This is a genomic window from Acinetobacter lwoffii (assembly GCF_024129595.1).
GTDB classification, from domain to species: domain Bacteria; phylum Pseudomonadota; class Gammaproteobacteria; order Pseudomonadales; family Moraxellaceae; genus Acinetobacter; species Acinetobacter lwoffii_O.
The window spans coordinates 83823-102374 of sequence record NZ_JAMXXS010000005.1 but is presented as its reverse complement, the minus strand read 5'-3'; the positions used below and the strand labels follow the sequence as shown (position 1 = coordinate 102374).

Sequence of the window (18552 nt, the reverse complement as noted above, 5' to 3'; positions counted from 1 at the left end):
ATGAAGTCTGCCTAAGATCGCCCCTCAATGATGTGAAACAACAGACTGTAATCAGCAGCATTGAGAGGGCATGGAACAATTTCAGCATTCGTCAGCGACCTATTTTAATCGGGAACTTTCCTTATTTAAATTTCAGCGTCGTGTCTTGGCACAAGCACTCGATCCGAATTTACCGATTTTAGAGCGCTTAAACTTCCTGATTATTTTTTCCCGTAACCTGGATGAGTTCTTTGAAATCAGGATTGCCGGGCTGATGAAACAGCAAGACCTGAATGCGACTACCCGGACGCCTGATGCTGTACCCACCGAGCTGATTCTACAACAACTGTCCCAGTCCATTCATGCCACAGTTAACAAACAGTATGAAGTTCTGAATCATGCAATTCTGCCTGAACTTCAGGCGCAGGGTATTCAGTTTCTTCAATACCAGGATCTTCTGGAAAAACATAAGGCCTGGATTGCAGCCTTTTTTGCCAAAGAAGTGCAACCGGTACTGACCCCGATCAGTCTGGATCCTTCACATCCTTTTCCACGTTTGGTGAATAAAAGTCTGAACTTTATTATCAGCTTGGAAGGTAAAGATGCCTTTGGCCGTGAAATCGAGATGGCGATTGTGCCAGCACCACGTTCCTTACCGTGCCTGATTAAAATTCCGGAAGATGTCACCGGAAACAATACCACCCAGATTTTTCTGACCGCTATCATCCAGCAGCATATCAGTGATTTGTTCCCCGGCATGAAAGCGACCGGATGTTATGCCTTTCGGGTCACCCGCAATGCCGATCTGGTACTGTCGGAAGATGTCGATGATCTGGCAGTGGCTTTAAAAGACGAACTGTGTTCGCGCCGCTTTGGTCGTGCAGTACGTCTGGAAATTGAAAATGACTCTCCACAGAACATCATCGATTATTTACTAGATGAATTTGATCTGACGGAACAGGAACTGTACCGGATAGATGGACCGATCAATTTGTCCCGCCTGAGTACCAGCTTTGAGCGTCCGGAATTAAAGTATCCGTATTTTAGTCCAGTCATTCCCAAAATTTTCCGTAAACAGAAAAGTATTTTTGAAATTTTGAAGGCACAGGATGTGCTGCTACATCATCCTTTTGATTCATTCCAGCCGGTGATTACTTTGCTGCGCGAAGCGGCCAAGGATCCGGCGGTGCTGGCGATCAAGCAGACGCTGTACCGCAGTGGTCCGGATTCGGAAATTGTTCAGGTGCTGGCAGAAGCCGCACGGAATGGCAAGGAAGTCACAGCCGTGATTGAACTGCGGGCGCGTTTTGATGAAGAATCTAACATCATGGTGGCCAATATCCTGCAAGAAGCCGGCGCGGTCGTGGTCTATGGCATTGTCGGTTATAAAACCCATGCCAAAATGATTCTGATTGTCCGGCGTGAAAATCAGGAATTACTGCGTTATGCGCATCTGGGTACCGGAAACTATCATGCCGGTAATGCCCGCATGTACACCGATTATGGCCTGATGACCACACAGCCGGATATCTGTGAAGATGTGCACCGCATGTTCCAGGAACTGACTGGTATGGGGAAAATGGCCAAACTGAAAGCCTTGCTGCATGCACCGTTTACCCTGCATAGCGAATTGCTGAAACTGATTGAACAGGAAAAGGCATTTGCCCTGGCCGGCAGAGCCGCGCACATCATCATCAAAGTGAATGCACTTACCGAACCGCAATTGATTGCTGCCCTGTATCAGGCTTCGCAGGCTGGGGTAAAAATTGACCTCATTGTCCGTTCAATCTGCTGTCTGATTCCACAAGTCACCGGCATGTCAGAAAATATTCAGGTACGTTCAATCGTTGGGCGTTTCCTGGAACATACCCGGGTCTATTATTTTGAGCATGGCGGCGCCAAGAAACTGTATTGTGCCAGTGCTGACTGGATGGGGCGCAACCTGTTTTCCAGGGTGGAAACCTGTTTCCCGGTGCTGGATCCAGAGCTGAAAAAACGGATTTATAAAGATGGCCTGATCAGCTATTTAAAAGATTGTCACAATGCATGGGAGTTAGATGCCGAGGGTCAGTGGCATAAAGTCCCCTGTCAGGATCCGGCCCAGCCTTATAATGCCCAGCAATATCTGCTGGAACAAAAACAGTTAAAAATTTAAGAGATAGGCCAAGACACACTGGCGTATTTGTTTTGTACCCATCAAAAAGCCGGATATTGAATCCGGCTTTTTTAATTGCAATATTCAGTGATATTTATGAGGCTTTGGACTGTTTGGATTTTAGAATTTCGGTTCTAAAAGTCTGTGCCAGCTCGGCGCTTTCAGCATCCATCCCATTCACCACAAAAGCATGACGGGTCAGGACATTGGTTGGATTCGGCATGCTGACCAGCTGGAAGTGATCACTCACATCTTTCAGCAAGCTATTCGGTACATGTAAGGCACTTTCTTTCGCGACCAGATGCTGAGTCAGACGCTCAGCGGCCTGTACCGAACTGAGCTGCATCTCCTCGACTTTAGAGGCAATCGCGCTGCGGGTTTGTAGCACAAAACGTTTTTCTTCACGATAACGTTTATACAGCACTTCCGAAAGCAGCTGGAACACGGCACTGATCATGGTCAGGCAGGCCAGAGCATTCGGTTTGTCGGCCGCGATACTGATGGTGGCACCTTTTTCATCAAATTTATGTACGGTACAAATATCAGAACTATTCAACTTATAGCGTTGCACACAGAGTTCAGTGGCTTTATTCAGGAAAATCTGACAAAGATTGAAATAAGGCACCGAAACAGTTTTATTCACGCTATCTAATAACTGTTTTGGATCGTAGAACTGGATGTTTAAGCTCAGGCTATCGCTTTCCAGTACCGCCGGCTTATGTTCTTTTTCTTTGGCTTTGTTTTTCACTGCCTGTTGGGCTTGGGCAATCGCCAGTGCCGCATTATGCTTTTCCTGTTCCAATGCCTGGGTCAGGGTCTGAATCTCGAATTTCAGTCGCGATTCGTTATTGATGCGCGCCAGATATTCGGTTCGGCTTGGACGTGCCACGGCACGATAAGCGACCCAGAGCAGACCATGAATGATGAACGAGAACAGAATTGCCAGCCATTGTGTCCGCAGAATTTCACCAATACTTGGTTCAATCAGAGTGATTTCAATCACACCGACTTTTTTCTCATTTTGCAGCGCATCACGGACAAAAACTTCACCCTCGCGGGTTTTGGTCAGTCCGCCAGTGGCTAAAACCTGAGCTTTCGCATCTAGAATCCGGATGGAAGCGACACTTGGATTGGTGGCATAACGATTTGCCAGCAACGCCAGAGAAACGCGGTTGGGTGGTTCAAGCTCAGACAGGCTGTCTGTCACCAGTTGACTGGTGATCAGCTGTCCCTGATTGGCACGGTTTTCATTCAGTTGGTGAGTGGTTGCCAATACCAGTAAAAAGGTATGCAGAGCAAAACTTACAATCAATAGGCTAGCAAATAGCCCTTGTCTAGGCGCATTCAACGTAAACTTCCAAGGCAATTCTGTTCAATTTCGATTATGATTCTAACAATAGTTGTAGCTCAGACCCGAGTCAATTCATGCGAGAAATCATTCTTATATCATTCTTAGGACCTGACCAGCCTAATCAATTTACACGATTAATGCAGGTTTTGTCCGCCCATTCCTTACAGATTTTAGATGTAGGGCAAGCGGTTATTCATAATCAGTTAACCTTAGGTATTGTTGTAGCCTCTGAAGACCAGACAGCGACAGCATTAGCCATGAAGGAGATCCTGATTCTAGCACATGATATCGGGTTAACTGTGCGCTTTAAACCGATCTCTGCGACTGAATATGATCAGTGGGTCAAAGAAGGTGGACGCACACGTTATATCGTAACGGCATTGGCCCCTGAATTAAATGCCTCTCATCTGCAAGCCGTGACCCAGATTGTCTCGGGTCAGGGCTTTAATATTGAAACCGTGGCCCGTCTGTCTGGCCGTCCAGCTTTAGATGGTCAGAGTGCCGGGCCAAAACGTGCCTGTGTCCAGTTCGGTTTAAGTGGACAGATGCTGGATGCTGCTGCCATGCGCGCGGCCTGTCTCAGCCTGTCGAATGAACTGAATGTCGATGTTGCGGTGCAGGAAGACAATGCCTATCGCCGTAACCGCCGTCTGGTTTGCTTCGATATGGACTCAACCCTGATCGAGCAGGAAGTTATTGACGAACTGGCAATTGAAGCCGGTGTTGGTGAGCAGGTTGCAGAAATTACCGAACGTGCTATGCAAGGCGAGCTGGATTTCCAGCAAAGCTTCCGTGCCCGTGTCGCTTTATTAAAAGGCATGGACGCATCGGTGCTGCCGAAAATTGCCGAGCGCCTGACCATCACCGAAGGGGCGGAACGCCTGATTTCGACTTTAAAAGCACTAGGTTACCGTACTGCAATCCTTTCAGGTGGTTTTCAGTATTTTGCAGAATATCTGCAAACTAAACTGGATATTGATGAAGTGCATGCCAATGCGCTCGATGTGCAGGATGGTGTCGTTACCGGTGAAGTCAAAGGCCATATCGTCGATGGCGCACGCAAAGCACTCTTGCTCGGTGAAATCGCCCAGGAGATGGGAATTTCCCTGGAACAAACCATTGCAGTCGGTGATGGCGCCAATGACTTGCCAATGTTATCTATTGCAGGACTCGGTGTGGCTTTCCGTGCCAAACCTCTGGTACGCCAAAATGCCAATCAGGCGATTTCTAGCGTCGGTCTGGACGGTGTGCTGTATCTGCTCGGCGTACATGATAAAGACCTGAACCGTGCATAAGTACAGGCTTTGATTGATTTTAAACGCGACCCAGAGGTCGCGTTTTTTATTGCTTATGAGGTGAGTTATATAAGGAATAGCTGAAATATGGCTACAAAAACATCGATCATCTTAAACGGAAAAATAATTTTTTCACTTAAAAAAACTACTGATAATTTTGTAATGACACGCCAACATTGGCGCAGTCATTGATCCACAAAAATGTGAAAAGCAAAAAATGTAATGACAATATAATATCGCGACAAAGTATGTCGTTAGGCTGGATGACAGGACTTTTTTTATGCAAAAAACTCAGCATAATGCAGGCATAGAGATACAAATCAACAGATTCCATTTTATTGATTTAACGAAATTCAATAGATAGAAGCGTTGCAATATCAAGCGGAAACTATCTATCTGGATGGAGGGGGTTATATGGTAACAGCGAATTTAGCAACGATTGTGGGCTTCAGTTTAGTCGCTGTAGCTGTGCTTGCTGTGTTCTTCTCGCCTTATCGTCGCTGGTTAGGCTTTATGGCGGCCGGGATGCTGGTATGGGGCCTGATCGAGGTGATTCGTGTAGGAACTCAAACCTGGTTTGAGCTACCAATGACGTATAGTTACCTGAGCGCGTTAACTGCGGTCATGATGGTCGTGACTGGCCTGTTGTTGCGTGAAGATCGTCGTGCTGAGCGTGCTTTGGCAAAACGCCGTTGCATCGAACATACGCCAGTGTATGAAGACGACCAGCAGCAGCTTTCAAGCCGTTAATTCTACAAGTTGTAATGAAAAAAAATGCACCCACGGGTGCATTTTTCAGTTTGGAAATATGATACAAACTGCATAATCCACCTAGCCCAGAACTATGCTAGGATATTTGTCAATTTTCGTACAATTAGAATAGGCATCCTCCATGAAACTGTCATCCATTCCTGTGTTAAAACTTCCTCTTATCGATATGAGTACAGATCCGCTGGACTTACTGGTCGCAGGTCTAGCTTTACGTATGAAGCAGTTGGCACGTACCAGCCCAAAATTCATTGAACTGGTACATGGACGTCAATTCCGTATTCAGATTGGTACGGATGAAGGCATGGCACGTCAGATTATTGTGGATAACGGTCATATCGATACGGTTTCGGGTGATGCTGAAAAAGCTGATTTTGTGTTGCAGTTTGCTGACAGTGAGCAGGGTGTAAAGACCTTGGTCAAAGGTGACCCGACGGCATTTATGACCGGCATGCAAAGTGGCACGATCAAAATGGAAGGTGACTTCGGCCTGCTGGTCTGGTTTAACCAAGTGGCGAAGATGATTCCACCAAAATTGCCAAAGCCAGTCAAAGAAAAAGTGAAAATGGTACGTCAGTTTATTAAAGAAAAAACTGGTAAATAAGAAACTTCCGCTTAGTTCCCCCTCCTTTTTAAAGGAGGGGCTAGGGGAGGATTAAATAAAAAAAGCCCTCAAATATGAGGGCTTTTTGAATTCTGGAATAATTAAAACTTATTCAACTTCCAGATTAAACGTCACCGGCCCATCATTGACCAGATGCACTTTCATGTCGGCGGCAAAAATACCGGTTTGCACATGTTCAAACTGGCTTTGGGCATATTCTACCAGCTGCTCATAAAGTGCTTTAGCCTCGGCAGGCGGCATAGCTGGGCCAAAGTCTGGACGTAAACCCTTCTGGGTCTGTGCCATCAAGGTAAATTGTGAAACCAGCAATAAACCACCGTCGGCCTGGGCAACGTTCCAGCCCATTTTACCCTGTTCATCATCAAAGAAGCGGTATTTCAATATCTTATCAATCAGCTTTTTGCCTTTTTCCAGATTGTCATCTTTACCTAAACCTAGAAAAACCAGAATTCCTTTTTCAATTTCCCCGGTGGTTTCACCCTCGACCACAACTTTAGCTTCTAAAACTCTTTGTAATAAGGCACGCATTTTACATATGGACTGATAACGATAGATGGAGGTGATTGTAGCAAGAATAAAATCTGGAGCAGTATTAGATGCCGTTTTTATGAGCTTTAAATATATGAAAATAAATTGATTAATTTTTATAAATTCATTAAAGCGATTGAATTAATAAAAATAATCTGTTTTATCTATTTATTGTGTTGGCGTATCTTAGCCCATGCAGGAAAGGTAATAAATTGAGAGATTTAGAAATGTTTAAGCGTTCATTACTGTTTGCAATGCTTGCAACTGTCACAGCTACACAAGCTGCTCCTTTAACAAAAGACAATGGCGCGCCAGTCGGTGATAACCAGAACTCGATCACTGCGGGTCCACAAGGTCCAACTTTGCTGCAAGATGTGCAACTGGTTCAAAAACTGCAACGTTTTGGTCGTGAGCGTATTCCTGAACGTGTGGTGCATGCGCGTGGTACTGGGGCATATGGCGAATTCGTTGCGACCAAAGACCTGTCTGATCTTACCCTTGCTTCATTGTTCAAAGCGGGGACTAAAACTCCAGTTTTCCTACGTTTCTCTACCGTAATTCATGGTAAGGGTTCACCAGAAACCCTACGTGACCCGCACGGTTTTGCGTTGAAGTTCTATACCCAAGAAGGCAACTGGGACTTGGTTGGTAACCAGACACCGGTATTCTTTATCCGTGATGCGATCAAATTCCCAGACTTCATTCATGCCATGAAGCCAAGCCCAGTCACCAACGTGCAAGATGCCAACCGTGTGTTTGACTTCCTGTCGAGCCAGCCATGGGCAACCAACATGCTGACTTATGTGTATGGCAAGCAAGGTGTTCCAACCAGCTATCGCGAACAGGACGGTTTTGGTGTTCACGCTTACAAACTGTATAACGACAAAGGCGAATACAAATACGTGAAATTCAACTTCCGCTCTAAACAAGGCGTGAAGGGCTTGAACGTGAAAGAAGCGGCTGAGCAGCAAGGTAAAGATTTCAACCACTTGACCAATGATCTTTATAACAACATCTATGCAGGTAACTTCCCGAAATGGGACCTGTATATTCAGGTGCTTGATCCTAAAGATCTAAACAGCTTTGATTTTGATCCGCTAGATCCAACTAAAATCTGGCCAACTGAGCTGGTTCCAGAAACCAAAGTCGGTACTTTGACGCTGAACCGTATGCCAAAGAACTTCTTCAACGAGACTGAACAGTCGGCATTTGCACCAGGTAACCTGGTACCAGGTATCGAGCCATCAGAAGACCGTCTGTTACAAGGCCGTATCTTCTCTTACTCGGATACCCAAATGTACCGTTTAGGCGCCAACCACCAGCAAATTCCGGTGAACCGTCCAGTGGTAAATGTGAACAACAATAACCAAGATGGCTACATGAATGTATCTGAGCGTGACTCGGATGTGAACTATGAGCCAAGCCGTAAAGAGCCAAAAGCTGCAACTGAAAAAGCACGTGCGGTACAAACACCATTATCTGGTCATGTACAGCAAATTGGCGTGAAAGAGCAGAACTTCAAGCAGGCAGGTGAGCTGTACCGTTCATACACAGCTAAAGAGAAAGATGACCTGATCATGAACCTTGCTGCTGACTTAGGTGCAGTGAAAGATTCAGAAACCAAGCACATCATGTTGTCTTATTTCTACAAGGCAGATGCAGACTACGGTACGCGTATGACCAAAGCGGTCAATGGGAACCTGGCGACTGTTAAAGCCAAAGCTGCAAAATTAAAAGACTAATCCCGATTGGTCTCGAGGAACTGGTGATTAGGGCATAGCGCATCACCTCCGAAAAGTCCTGTAAAACTCCAAACCTTTCCTGCACCCTAGGGGGAGTTTTACAGGCACTCCGTTTTTTATCTCATCTCAGGTGAAGTTGGTCCTGAGTGACTGAAATTTTCTTTTCGATTTCTGTTGGAGTTCATCATGAAAGTTATGTCATCTGTGTTTTTAGCCAGTATTCTCGCGATAGGTTCCGCATTCACAAACGTGACTGTCGCTAAGGAGATCTCCCCCGCTAAAAGCGTGGACAATATTCAGATGAACTCACAACAGGAATTGGTCAACCTGTTCTTTGCTGCGGCTAAAGTTGGCAATAGTGAAGTTATCAACGAATTTCTGAAACATGGCTTCCCGGTCGATGTACGCAATAAAGACGGTTATACGCCACTGATGATGGCAACGTATTATGGCCATCAAGCGATAGTCAGCAGTTTGCTTAAACATGGTGCCGACCGCTGTGCTCGAGACAATCGAGGCAATACGGCCTTGATGGGGGCTTTATTCAAGATGGAATTTGCGATTGCCAAGCAGTTGCGTCAGGTGGACTGTGATGTCCAGGCGCAAAAAACCGGACAAAAGACCACAGCCGAATTTGCCAAGGTCATTGGCCAGGAAAAACAGCTACAGAAACTGATTCAGGAACAGGAAAAAGCTCAGACCAACACCCAGAAATAAACCGGGTTATGCTTCTGATACTTTTGTCGCAAATACAGCCAGCTGTACGTAAATCCTGCATTATTGCATGACTTTTTATGCTTTAATGCAGAGATAAGCACAGCGATATTCCCTTAGTTATGGCTCCAATTATCCATTCTCTGTTAGATACTGACTTGTACAAATTCACCATGTTACAAGTGGTCTTACACAAGTTTCCGCAAACGCATAGTGTCTACCATTTCCGTTGTCGTAATCTGGAAGATACAGTCTATCCACTGACGGATATTCTGGATGACCTGAATCCTCAACTGGACCTGCTGTGTCAGCTCAAATTCAAAGAAGATGAACTGCAATATTTAAGAAGCTTACGTTTTATCAAAAGCGATTTTGTGGATTATCTGGAACTGTTCCAACTCAAGCGCCGTTTCATCAAGGCCAGTATCGACAGTCAAGGCCGTCTGGATATTGTGGTGGAAGGCCCGATGGTTCAGGCGATGATGTTTGAGATATTCGTTCTCGCTATTGTCAATGAACTGTATTTCAGCCGCATTCGCACGCCTGAAGTGTTGGCTGAAGGCGAACACCGTTTAAAAGCCAAAATCGAGCTATTAAAACAGTATGATGCTGCGCAAAACCCCAATGATCCACCATTTTTGGTGTCAGATTTTGGTACGCGTCGCCGTTACAGTTTCGATTGGCAAAAGCATGTGGTCGAAGAATTTCACAAAGCCGCACCGCATGTGTTCCGTGGGACCAGTAATGTACTGTTAGCCAAAGAGCTGGGCATTACCCCGATTGGTACCATGGCGCATGAATTCCTGCAAGCTTTTCAGGCTCTGGACGTACGTCTGCGTAATTTCCAGAAATCTGCACTAGAAAGCTGGGTACAGGAATATCGTGGTGACTTGGGTATTGCCTTGACCGATGTAGTCGGTATGGATGCGTTCCTGCGCGACTTTGACCTGTACTTTGCCAAGCTGTTTGATGGCTTGCGTCATGATAGTGGCGACCCTTATGAATGGGGTGACAAGGCCTATGCGCATTATAAAAAGCTGAAAATAGACAGCAAAACCAAGATGCTGACTTTTAGTGATGGCCTGAATCTGGAAAAAGCCTGGAAATTGCATCAGTACTTTAAAGACCGTTTTCAGGTCAGTTTCGGCATTGGCACCAATCTGACCAATGATATGGGGCAAACCCCACTCAATATTGTGCTGAAACTGGTGGAATGTAACCGTCAGTCAGTAGCCAAAATCTCGGATAGTCCGGGCAAAACCATGACCGATAATGATACGTTCTTGGCCTATTTGCGTCAGGTTTTTGAGATCAATGAACCTGCTTAAGTCAGTTTGAAAAATTCATAATTTTAAAGAACCGTGTCTATGCAGATGCGGTTTTTTTATGCAAGAGTATTTAAGACTAGGGTTTAGCTAAAATCTTGCTAATCATCTGCAAAGAAAGCGCATAAGTCTAAAAACCAGCTGTGCTAAGATCAACAGGATTTGACCAATAATAGCCATGATAACGATGACCGCTGCAGCTTTTAATTTTGGCCTGCTGATTGAGGCAGAAGATTTAGTTCCCTATTTGGGCCATGAAAAACTTCGTATTGTCGACCTGAGCCGTGCCTCTGTGTATGAGCAGCTGCATATTCCGCACGCCTTGCATTTAAAGCCTAAACTTCTGGTGCGTCAGGAAGAAACGGCAATGGGACTGTTGCCGGACGCGGAAGGCTTGCAGACTCTCATTGATTATCTGAATATTTCTCCTGAACATCATGTGGTGGCTTATGATGATGAGGGCGGGGCATGGGCAGGGCGTTTGCTCTGGAACCTGCATTGTCTGGGCTTTGAAAATACCAGCTTATTGAATGGTGGGATTCATGCCTGGCTCGGTGCAGGCTTGCCGACTTCTTCCAGTCAGGAACAGTTTGCACCAGTGAAGAACGTGTTGCAGGTCAATCTTGAGCATCAGGCGAATTTTCAGATTGGCTATGATGAACTGCGCCAACAGGTTGAAAATCAACAGGTTCAAATTTGGGATTGCCGTACACAAGATGAATATACTGGCCTACGTTTAGCGGCTCGACGCGGCGGTCACATTCCGGGAGCACGTCATTTTGAATGGAGTACTGCCCTTAATCGCGAAAATCATTTAAAATTACAGCCTTTACCACGTACTCAGCAGCGTCTGGAACAACTGGGCTTTGATTTGAATCAACCCGTTGTGGTGTACTGCCAGTCCCATCACCGCTCAGGTTTGGCCTATATTCTGGGTCGTTTACTGGGCTGGAAAATTCGAGCCTATGATGGTGCGTGGAGTGAATGGGGCAACCGCCTCGATAGTCCAATCGCTACAGGGGAGCTGCCATCTTGAGCATCAAATCACGTTTAAAACAACAGTTTTTTATTAAAGCTCAACGATTAGTACCGCAACATCGCTTGTCTCGGGTGGTGGGTAAAATTGCCGCCAGCGAAAACCCGATTATCAAAACTGCTGCAATTACTGCCTTTAAGGCGCAGTATGGTATTGATATGTCGATTGCTGAACAGGCCAATGCCCTGAAATTCAAATCATTTAATGAATTTTTTACCCGTGCCCTAAAAGAAGGTATCCGTGCAGTTGATCCAGATGCTACGAGCATTGTTTCGCCTGCAGATGGTGCGATTTCCCAGCTGGGTAAAATTGAAAATGGCGATGTGTTTCAGGCCAAAGGCCAGAAATTTACCGTTGAAGCACTGATTGCTGATCCGCAACTGGCCGAGCCATTCAAAAACGGTGAATTTGCGACCGTATATTTGTCGCCACGTGATTATCATCGGGTGCATATGCCATTTGCTGGCACCTTGACTGAAACGTTATATGTACCGGGCGAGCTATTCTCGGTCAATCAGGTGACCGCAGAAAATATTCCGGGCCTGTTTGCACGCAATGAACGTATGGTCTGTCTGTTTGATACTGAAATCGGCCGTATGGCGGTGGTATTGGTCGGTGCGATGATTGTGGCGGGTATTGAAACCGTGGCAACCGGCAAAGTGAAGCCTTCAGGCCGGATCGAACTTAATCAGCATGATCTGTTCCTGGAAAAAGGGGCAGAACTGGGTCGTTTCTACCTCGGTTCAACAGCAGTGATTTTATTCGAAGAAAATAAAATGCAGTGGGATGCCGTATTCAAGGCCAATTCTTTGGTGAATATGGGTGAAGCGCTGGGGCATACAGTTTAAAGATTTTACCCTCCCTTTATTAAAGGGAGGTTGGAGGGATTAAATATTTTCTCGTTTAGAATAAATAAAAATCCCCCTCAGTCCCCCTTTAAAAAAGGGGGATTTCCTCTCCTTATAGGACATGAGCAGCACTGCTGCGCAAGGGAGAGGTTCAAAAAAAAGCGCCATCAGGCGCTTTTTTTATTTCTAGAAATTTACCGTTTCACGACGATGGAATCGATCCCGCTATTCTGCAAGGTTTGCTGTGCGATAATCGCGGCTTCTGCAGAATCATAAGGGCCTGAAACCACGCGATACCAGACTTTGCCATTTTCTACACTGCGTACCACATCGGCAGATAAACCATTGAGAATAATTTCAGCACGGCGGGCATCGGCCTGATCCGGGTCATCAAAGCTGCGGACTTGCAGAATATAACTGGCCGGAGCGGCAACAGGCGCTTCACTGGCTTCTAAGCCAGGCTCAGTTGTGGTCGCCTCAGGTGGAGCTACTTCAGGTCGAGGCGCTTCTACAATTACTACCGTATCCTGATTTTTGTTTTCAGGGACGGCCTGTTCAGGAATAGGCGTCACTTGTTGCTGTGGTAACAGGTCATAAAAACGGTAATCTTTATTGGTATCTTCTTCTTGGACAGATTCAGCACTTGTTTGAGTTTTCGGTTTGACCGGTTCCCATGGCTTCCAGAGCATCAGTGCCATTAAAAAACTTAACACGATTAAAATGATCACGAGTGTGCCGAGCCAGGTTGGAATAAGTGGCTTTTTAGGCTTATTCGGTCTTTCAGATACACCGCGTTGCGTTTTTCCAAACACTTGGGATTTTCCTCTTATTAATCGGGACATATAGAAAAGGCATAACAGCAGTTATGCCCCTACTATCACTTCATCCTATGTGATCAGGATACAAAAGTCATCCTCTAGATCACAAATCACACAGAATTTTAATTTATCTGTATCTTCAAGCACATAGCTGAAGTTACAAAATGTCTGCTCAGCAGATAAACGGCAGTGTTTTGCTTACATGCTCGCTTCGAGCATAGCTCTTGTCTTGCATCAATGTAAAAGCAGTGCTTTGACTATTTACCTTCTTGCATCAATGTAAAAGCAGTGCTTTACATTTCTGCTTCGAGCCTAGCTCTCGCCTTGCGAGCATGCAAAACAGTGTTTTGCTTACATGCTCTCAGGAGCTGATACGCCAAGCAGTTCCAGACCGTTACGCAGTACCTGACGCACGTTCACTGATAACAATAAGCGTGCTTGGGTCAATTCAGCATCATCACCGAGTACTTTATTGTCGTTGTACCAGCCGTGGAATAATGCTGCCAGTTCTTTTAGGTAGTTACCGATTTGATGCGGCTCATAGCTGTTTGCAGCACGGACCAGAATTTCTGGATAGGCCGCCAGCTTGGCCAGGATTTCAGTTTCAGCATCAAGCTCCAGCTTAGCCGCTAAATTACGTGCCGCTGTAGCATCAAAGTTAACATTGGTAGAAGCTGCTTTTTCTAACATACGACAGATACGGGCGTGTGCATACTGGATGTAATACACGGCGTTGTCCTTGCTTTGTGACACAGCAAGATCCAGGTCAAAATCAATGTGCTGTTCAGACTTGCGCATCACGTAGTAAAAACGAGCGGCATCATTGCCGACTTCTTTACGCAAATCACGCAAGGTCACGAACTGACCTGAACGAGATGACATTTGTACCATCTCGCCGCCACGCCATAGGCTCACGAACTGAACCAGAAGAACCGTTAATTTTTTCGAGTCATAGCCCAACGCATCAATGGCCGCTTTTACACGTGCGATATAACCGTGGTGATCCGAACCCCAGATATCGATGATATCGGTATAGCCACGTTGTAACTTGTTCAGGTGATAAGCGATGTCAGATGCGAAGTAGGTGGTCTGACCATTACGGCGTTTTACGACACGGTCTTTTTCATCACCGAATGCAGTGGATTTAAACCAGATGTTGCCATCCAGTTCATACAGGAAACCACGCTGGTCTAAAGTCTGTAAGGCTTCTTCAATTTTGTCTGTCAATGATTCTTCACTGAACCATTGATTGAAGGTTACACCAAACTCGCCGAGGTCATCTTTAATATCATCTAAGATTGCTTTAAGCGCGGCTTGCAAGAATACGCGGTAGCCTGTGCCAATTAACGCTTGTGAGTTAAAGATCAAACCATCAATGTGTTTTTCTTTATCACCAGACAATACGACTTTATTGCCATCAGCATCTAATTCAGCAGCAAATTGTACATCTTCAGGTACGTCTTTATACACGTCGGCCACAGGACGGACATAGGTGTCGCCATCCTGGTCAATAATGCTTTGCGCGATTTCTTTTACGTAGTCACCTTGGTAGGCATTTTTCGGGAATACCAGTTCCTGACCCGTTAATTCTAAGTAGCGCAGATAAGTCGAAGTCGCCAGAATGTCCATTTGACGGCCAGCATCATTGACATAGTATTCGCGATCTACTTTTGCACCGGTCGCTTCAAGCAAGTTCGCAACCGTCATACCATACGCAGCACCACGACCATGACCTACGTGCAGGCTGGAGGTCGGGTTGGCAGACACGAATTCAACCTGGATACGTTTGTCGGCATTGACCTGGGTACGACCATAAGTCGCCTGTTGTGCCTGAATCTGATCGAGGACTGCAAAGCGCTGGTCGGCATTCAGGAAGAAGTTAATAAAACCAGGACCGGCAATTTCTGCCTTGCTGATATCCGCCACTTCAGGCAGGGCAGCAAGAATTTTTTCCGCTAAATCACGTGGCTTCATACCCGCAGCTTTCGACGCGATCATGGCAATATTCGACGCAAAGTCACCATGGCTTCGGTCTTTGGTACGCGTCAAATTACTTGTATTGTTCCAGTCAGATGGGAGTACGCCTTGTGCCTGTAAAGTGTGCACTGCATGATCGAGAGCTGCTTGTATTGCCGTATTCATAATCAGTCGAAAATAGAGATCGCAGAAAAACAGCAAATATAGCAAATTTCAGGCTGTTTAGGTAAAAGCATTTCTAGGGAATAAAAAGTAGAGGATCACTTCGTTAGAAGTTTTTGACTAAAGAAAGGGAAAATCAACGGATTAATCCCGTGAAAATAAAACCAGTTTAAGCTCAATGATTCAGATGAAAAAAACAATGCTCCACCGTATAGAATTTGGCTTATATTAGTCATCTGAAAACAGTAAAAAGAGCATGTCGTGGCTGCATCACAACGTCCGACCATTATCGGTCATATTCCTAAACTTCCTGCAAAATGGGCATTGATTATTGTGCCTTTTATCCTTTCCTGCCTGATGAGTGGCATCATTTCCATGATCAATATGCTGCGCAATCTTGGCTGGATTGATGGATTTATGGCACTCTGGTTTCATAACTGGATGATTTCTTGGGCGATTGCTTTTCCGATTGTGGTGACCTTATTGCCATTCGTACGCAAATTCACTGGGCTGTTGGTCGATATGTCCGGACCTCAGCCACCCAAATGATCATTTTTTAAATCTTAAATTTGATCTGGCTGGAGTCAATTCTTGAGCATTTTAAAAGTGGGGCTATATGGGGCGAATAGCATCATTTTTAAATTAAATGCTCCACCGCCGCCCGGATGATCCCGAGCACCAGACCGATACAAGCACCGACCACAACTCCATTGACCCGGATCATATGCAGGTCGCCGCCGACTTCATTTTCAATCTTGTCGATCATCTCGCTTGAATCCCATTCGTGAATGCGCTCGCTGATAAAACGAATCACTTTTTCACTATACTGGTCACTCAGGTCAACCGCGATTCCGCTGAGACGTTTATTCAGCAGCTCACGTACCGAGGCATTCGAGATAATATTTTCTCCGACCTGCTGGATGGCAATTCTAAGATTTTCCGCAATCCCCGAATCCGGTTTTTGCAAGTCAGCCTTGATCGCATCACATAAAATCACCACCGCACCGCTGATAAAATTCAGCACTTGTGGGCTATCCAGTAAGGCATCTTTGGTTTCATTCAGACGCTGGCTGGCTTCACTGTCATTATCCGCCAGCTGTAACATCCAGCTATGTCCCATGCTCTCAATTTTAAGTCGCCATGGATGATCTGGATCGGCCAACATGGCTTCAACCCGCCCGATCACGGAATCAATACTGCGTTGCTGCACGTCAATCCCGATCCAGCTGGCGCCTTTGGCCAGTTTCCACACACCCATTTCCTTAAACAGGTTACGGGTTAGCTCGCGGGTTTGTTCAGGATGTGAGGTCATCCAGGCATGCACCACATCCAGTCCGCGCTGTAGTACATCCTGATGGAAATCATTGTCCAGAACGGCATGCAGCATTTCGCTGGCCAGGGTATTGATCTGGGTATTTTTGACCCATTGCACGCTGTTGCTCTGGATAAATCCGGCAATCTGTTCCTGTCCCACAAATTCAAAGATTTTAGGCACCGTCTGCTGAATGACCTGAGTCACTTGGGCATTGTTTTGTGGATTGGCCAGCCAGCGTCCTGCAGCCAGACTCAGGTCGGTACTGTCCAGACTGCGCTGTACAATTTGCGGAGAAAGAAAATTTTCCTGTACAAAACGGCCCATTGACTCTGCAATACGGGCCTTGTTACGTGGAATGATTTCGGTATGGTCGCGTAAAAACTTGGGAATAGGCAATCTGCCAAAAGGGTTACGAAACAGCACGGTAATCGCATACCAGTCCGCCAGGCCACCGACCACACCCGCTTCTGCCGAGAGCATCAGAATATGAATGAGCCAGACATATTCAGGTAACAATTTGGCTGCAACCATCAATGCCAACCAGGTCAGTACGGCGACCACCAGGGCGATGGTCGCGAAACGTTTACTGCGTTGTAAGCTCGGGGAGATACGCTCTGTCTGCATAGATCATCCTGTCAGGAGGGATTGGCCGGTTGCGGTTGCAGCACTGCACCGGATGGACTTAAACCATATTTAGCCCCAAGTGACTGTAAAATCAAGCGGGCATCAAAGGCATCTTGAGGCGCCTGATTGGCCTTGAAGCATTCAATGGTATAAGCCACCTGGGCAGGATCCAGAGTCACGGTATAAGGACGGTCATAGAATGGGTCTGGCCAGAATCCCGGATATCGGCGGTAATACCCGTACGGATAAAAGCTTGGCGCCGGATAGACGATGGCTTGCCGTGGAGGTTGTTGAGTGCGGTTACTTGGATCATTCAGTACTCTGAAGAATTGAAAACCATTTTGTACGGTAGTCTGTGCGGCTTTGAGCAGGGTAATTTCTTCCGCCGTTCCAAAGCTCATATTAGGGCGTGCCTGAAAGCTGATGCGATAGGTATTGGCATTTAATGGCGTGGTGCTGTACTGGCCGAGCTGGTCAAAGGTCAAAGGTTTGGAAGGTGTGGTGGCACAGCCCGTCAGGCTGAGGGCAGCAATTACACCTAATCCCAGTAGTGTATTTTTCATGTTCGGTCTCCTGATGCAATGATCCAGTCCAGACAGCCGGGCTTAAAAAATCTTAAAAACTGCTATCGGGCTGGGTCAGGAAAGTAAGTTCTTCATCGGTCGATGCACGACCCAGAATCTGATTCCGGTGCGGATAACGTCCAAAGCGGTCAATAATGACTTTATGCTTTTTCTCGAATTCCAGATTGGTCGGATTGCCCAGACGCTGAAACAGTTTTAAGGCGAATTCATGAATCAGTTTGGATTCGCTGTGCATAAATGGCATGTACAGAAAGGCACGCTGTTCCGGACTGAGCTGTTGATCCAGGTTCAGGCTGATGGCTTCCTGAGCCAAGGCCAGTGCCAGACTGTCTTGGGCAAAAGCTTGGGGAGAATCACGGAATAAATTTCGTGAAAATTGATCTAGCACAATAATTTCAGCCAGCCGACCTTCTGCGGTTTTACGCCAGCCCCAAAGTTCAGCCCGGGCTGCCTGCTGATGGGTGCTCATGAACTGCTGTGCAATACTTTGGTCGAATTCATGACTTTGGCTAAACCACAGAGGCTGGCTGTCCGCATGAAACCAGAAGTCTAAAATATCTTGATAATTCATAATATTTACAATTCATTAGCATCTATTTGTTAATAAAATCACAAATTTTCCATGTCTTATAGAGGAAGTTTGTGTTAAAAATTTGCCAAATTAAAAATCAATGGTTTGCCTGAAAACTAGGCAGCCTGTCATGTG

17 protein-coding genes are annotated in these 18552 nt (G+C 46.0%); 10 read left to right on the top strand and 7 right to left on the bottom strand.

Features of this window, described 5'->3' with window-relative positions; all coding sequences use genetic code 11:
• Nucleotides 1-70: 70 nt before the first annotated feature.
• Nucleotides 71-2134, top strand: a complete 2064-nt coding sequence (gene ppk1 / locus NI466_RS04615; protein ID WP_253172898.1) for a polyphosphate kinase 1 — start codon at nt 71-73, stop codon at nt 2132-2134.
• Nucleotides 2135-2228: 94 nt separating this feature from the next.
• On the opposite strand, the gene NI466_RS04610 is transcribed toward ppk1, so the two are convergent.
• On the bottom strand, nt 2229-3482 hold the full coding sequence (locus NI466_RS04610) for a hypothetical protein (RefSeq protein WP_219307962.1): 1254 nt from the start codon (nt 3480-3482) through the stop codon (nt 2229-2231).
• Between the two features lie 77 nt (nt 3483-3559).
• Here NI466_RS04610 and serB point away from each other — a divergent pair, with 77 nt between their 5' ends.
• From serB to NI466_RS04595, 3 genes are all read left to right on the top strand, one after another.
• Complete coding sequence (gene serB / locus NI466_RS04605; protein ID WP_253172896.1) at nt 3560-4780, top strand: phosphoserine phosphatase SerB; 1221 nt, start codon at nt 3560-3562, stop codon at nt 4778-4780.
• Between the two features lie 414 nt (nt 4781-5194).
• Nucleotides 5195-5530, top strand: a complete 336-nt coding sequence (gene aciT, locus NI466_RS04600; protein WP_253172894.1) for a ciprofloxacin tolerance protein AciT — start codon at nt 5195-5197, stop codon at nt 5528-5530.
• 142 nt (nt 5531-5672) lie between these two features.
• Entirely contained in the window at nt 5673-6152 is a 480-nt protein-coding gene (locus tag NI466_RS04595; RefSeq protein WP_004647189.1) for an SCP2 sterol-binding domain-containing protein, read from the top strand.
• A gap of 108 nt (nt 6153-6260) precedes the next feature.
• On the opposite strand, the gene dtd is transcribed toward NI466_RS04595, so the two are convergent.
• On the bottom strand, nt 6261-6701 hold the full coding sequence (dtd, locus tag NI466_RS04590) for a D-aminoacyl-tRNA deacylase (RefSeq protein WP_005094942.1): 441 nt from the start codon (nt 6699-6701) through the stop codon (nt 6261-6263).
• A gap of 227 nt (nt 6702-6928) precedes the next feature.
• On the opposite strand from dtd, the gene NI466_RS04585 reads away from it, so the two are divergent.
• The 5 genes from NI466_RS04585 (at nt 6929) to asd (ending at nt 12366) form a co-directional block, all read left to right on the top strand.
• Complete coding sequence (locus tag NI466_RS04585; protein ID WP_253172893.1) at nt 6929-8443, top strand: catalase; 1515 nt, start codon at nt 6929-6931, stop codon at nt 8441-8443.
• Between the two features lie 186 nt (nt 8444-8629).
• Nucleotides 8630-9160, top strand: a complete 531-nt coding sequence (locus NI466_RS04580) for an ankyrin repeat domain-containing protein (protein ID WP_253172892.1) — start codon at nt 8630-8632, stop codon at nt 9158-9160.
• A 119-nt stretch (nt 9161-9279) separates the two neighbouring features.
• Entirely contained in the window at nt 9280-10485 is a 1206-nt protein-coding gene (gene pncB, locus NI466_RS04575) for a nicotinate phosphoribosyltransferase (protein ID WP_253172890.1), read from the top strand.
• Between the two features lie 184 nt (nt 10486-10669).
• A complete protein-coding gene (locus NI466_RS04570; protein WP_224216512.1) occupies nt 10670-11518 on the top strand; it encodes a sulfurtransferase in 849 nt (282 codons plus the stop codon).
• On the top strand, nt 11515-12366 hold the full coding sequence (gene asd, locus NI466_RS04565) for an archaetidylserine decarboxylase (protein ID WP_180038132.1): 852 nt from the start codon (nt 11515-11517) through the stop codon (nt 12364-12366). Before NI466_RS04570 ends, asd begins: the two co-directional genes overlap by 4 nt.
• 194 nt (nt 12367-12560) lie before the next feature.
• Here the strand turns inward: asd and NI466_RS04560 are convergent, their stop codons facing one another.
• Together NI466_RS04560 and argS are read right to left on the bottom strand one after the other, a co-directional pair.
• Nucleotides 12561-13178, bottom strand: a complete 618-nt coding sequence (locus NI466_RS04560) for an SPOR domain-containing protein (protein WP_004281265.1) — start codon at nt 13176-13178, stop codon at nt 12561-12563.
• A 357-nt stretch (nt 13179-13535) separates the two neighbouring features.
• The gene (argS, locus tag NI466_RS04555; protein WP_004647199.1) at nt 13536-15326 is read right to left on the bottom strand and encodes an arginine--tRNA ligase; all 1791 of its coding nucleotides are present in this window, start codon (nt 15324-15326) and stop codon (nt 13536-13538) included.
• A gap of 258 nt (nt 15327-15584) precedes the next feature.
• Between argS and NI466_RS04550 the strand changes: the two genes are divergently transcribed.
• Nucleotides 15585-15872 (top strand): DUF2798 domain-containing protein, encoded by a 288-nt coding sequence (locus tag NI466_RS04550; RefSeq protein WP_004647201.1) that lies wholly within the window; start codon nt 15585-15587, stop codon nt 15870-15872.
• Nucleotides 15873-15960: 88 nt separating this feature from the next.
• On the opposite strand, the gene NI466_RS04545 is transcribed toward NI466_RS04550, so the two are convergent.
• From NI466_RS04545 to NI466_RS04535, 3 genes are read right to left on the bottom strand one after another with little or no spacing between them, the layout of a single operon-like run.
• A complete protein-coding gene (locus NI466_RS04545; RefSeq protein ID WP_253172888.1) occupies nt 15961-17262 on the bottom strand; it encodes a DUF445 domain-containing protein in 1302 nt (433 codons plus the stop codon).
• 11 nt (nt 17263-17273) lie between these two features.
• Nucleotides 17274-17825 carry a CC0125/CC1285 family lipoprotein gene (locus NI466_RS04540; protein ID WP_044108800.1) on the bottom strand — a complete coding sequence of 184 codons (552 nt, stop codon included), beginning with the start codon at nt 17823-17825 and terminating at the stop codon, nt 17274-17276.
• Between the two features lie 52 nt (nt 17826-17877).
• Complete coding sequence (locus NI466_RS04535; protein WP_253100176.1) at nt 17878-18417, bottom strand: DUF924 family protein; 540 nt, start codon at nt 18415-18417, stop codon at nt 17878-17880.
• Nucleotides 18418-18552 lie beyond the last annotated feature (135 nt).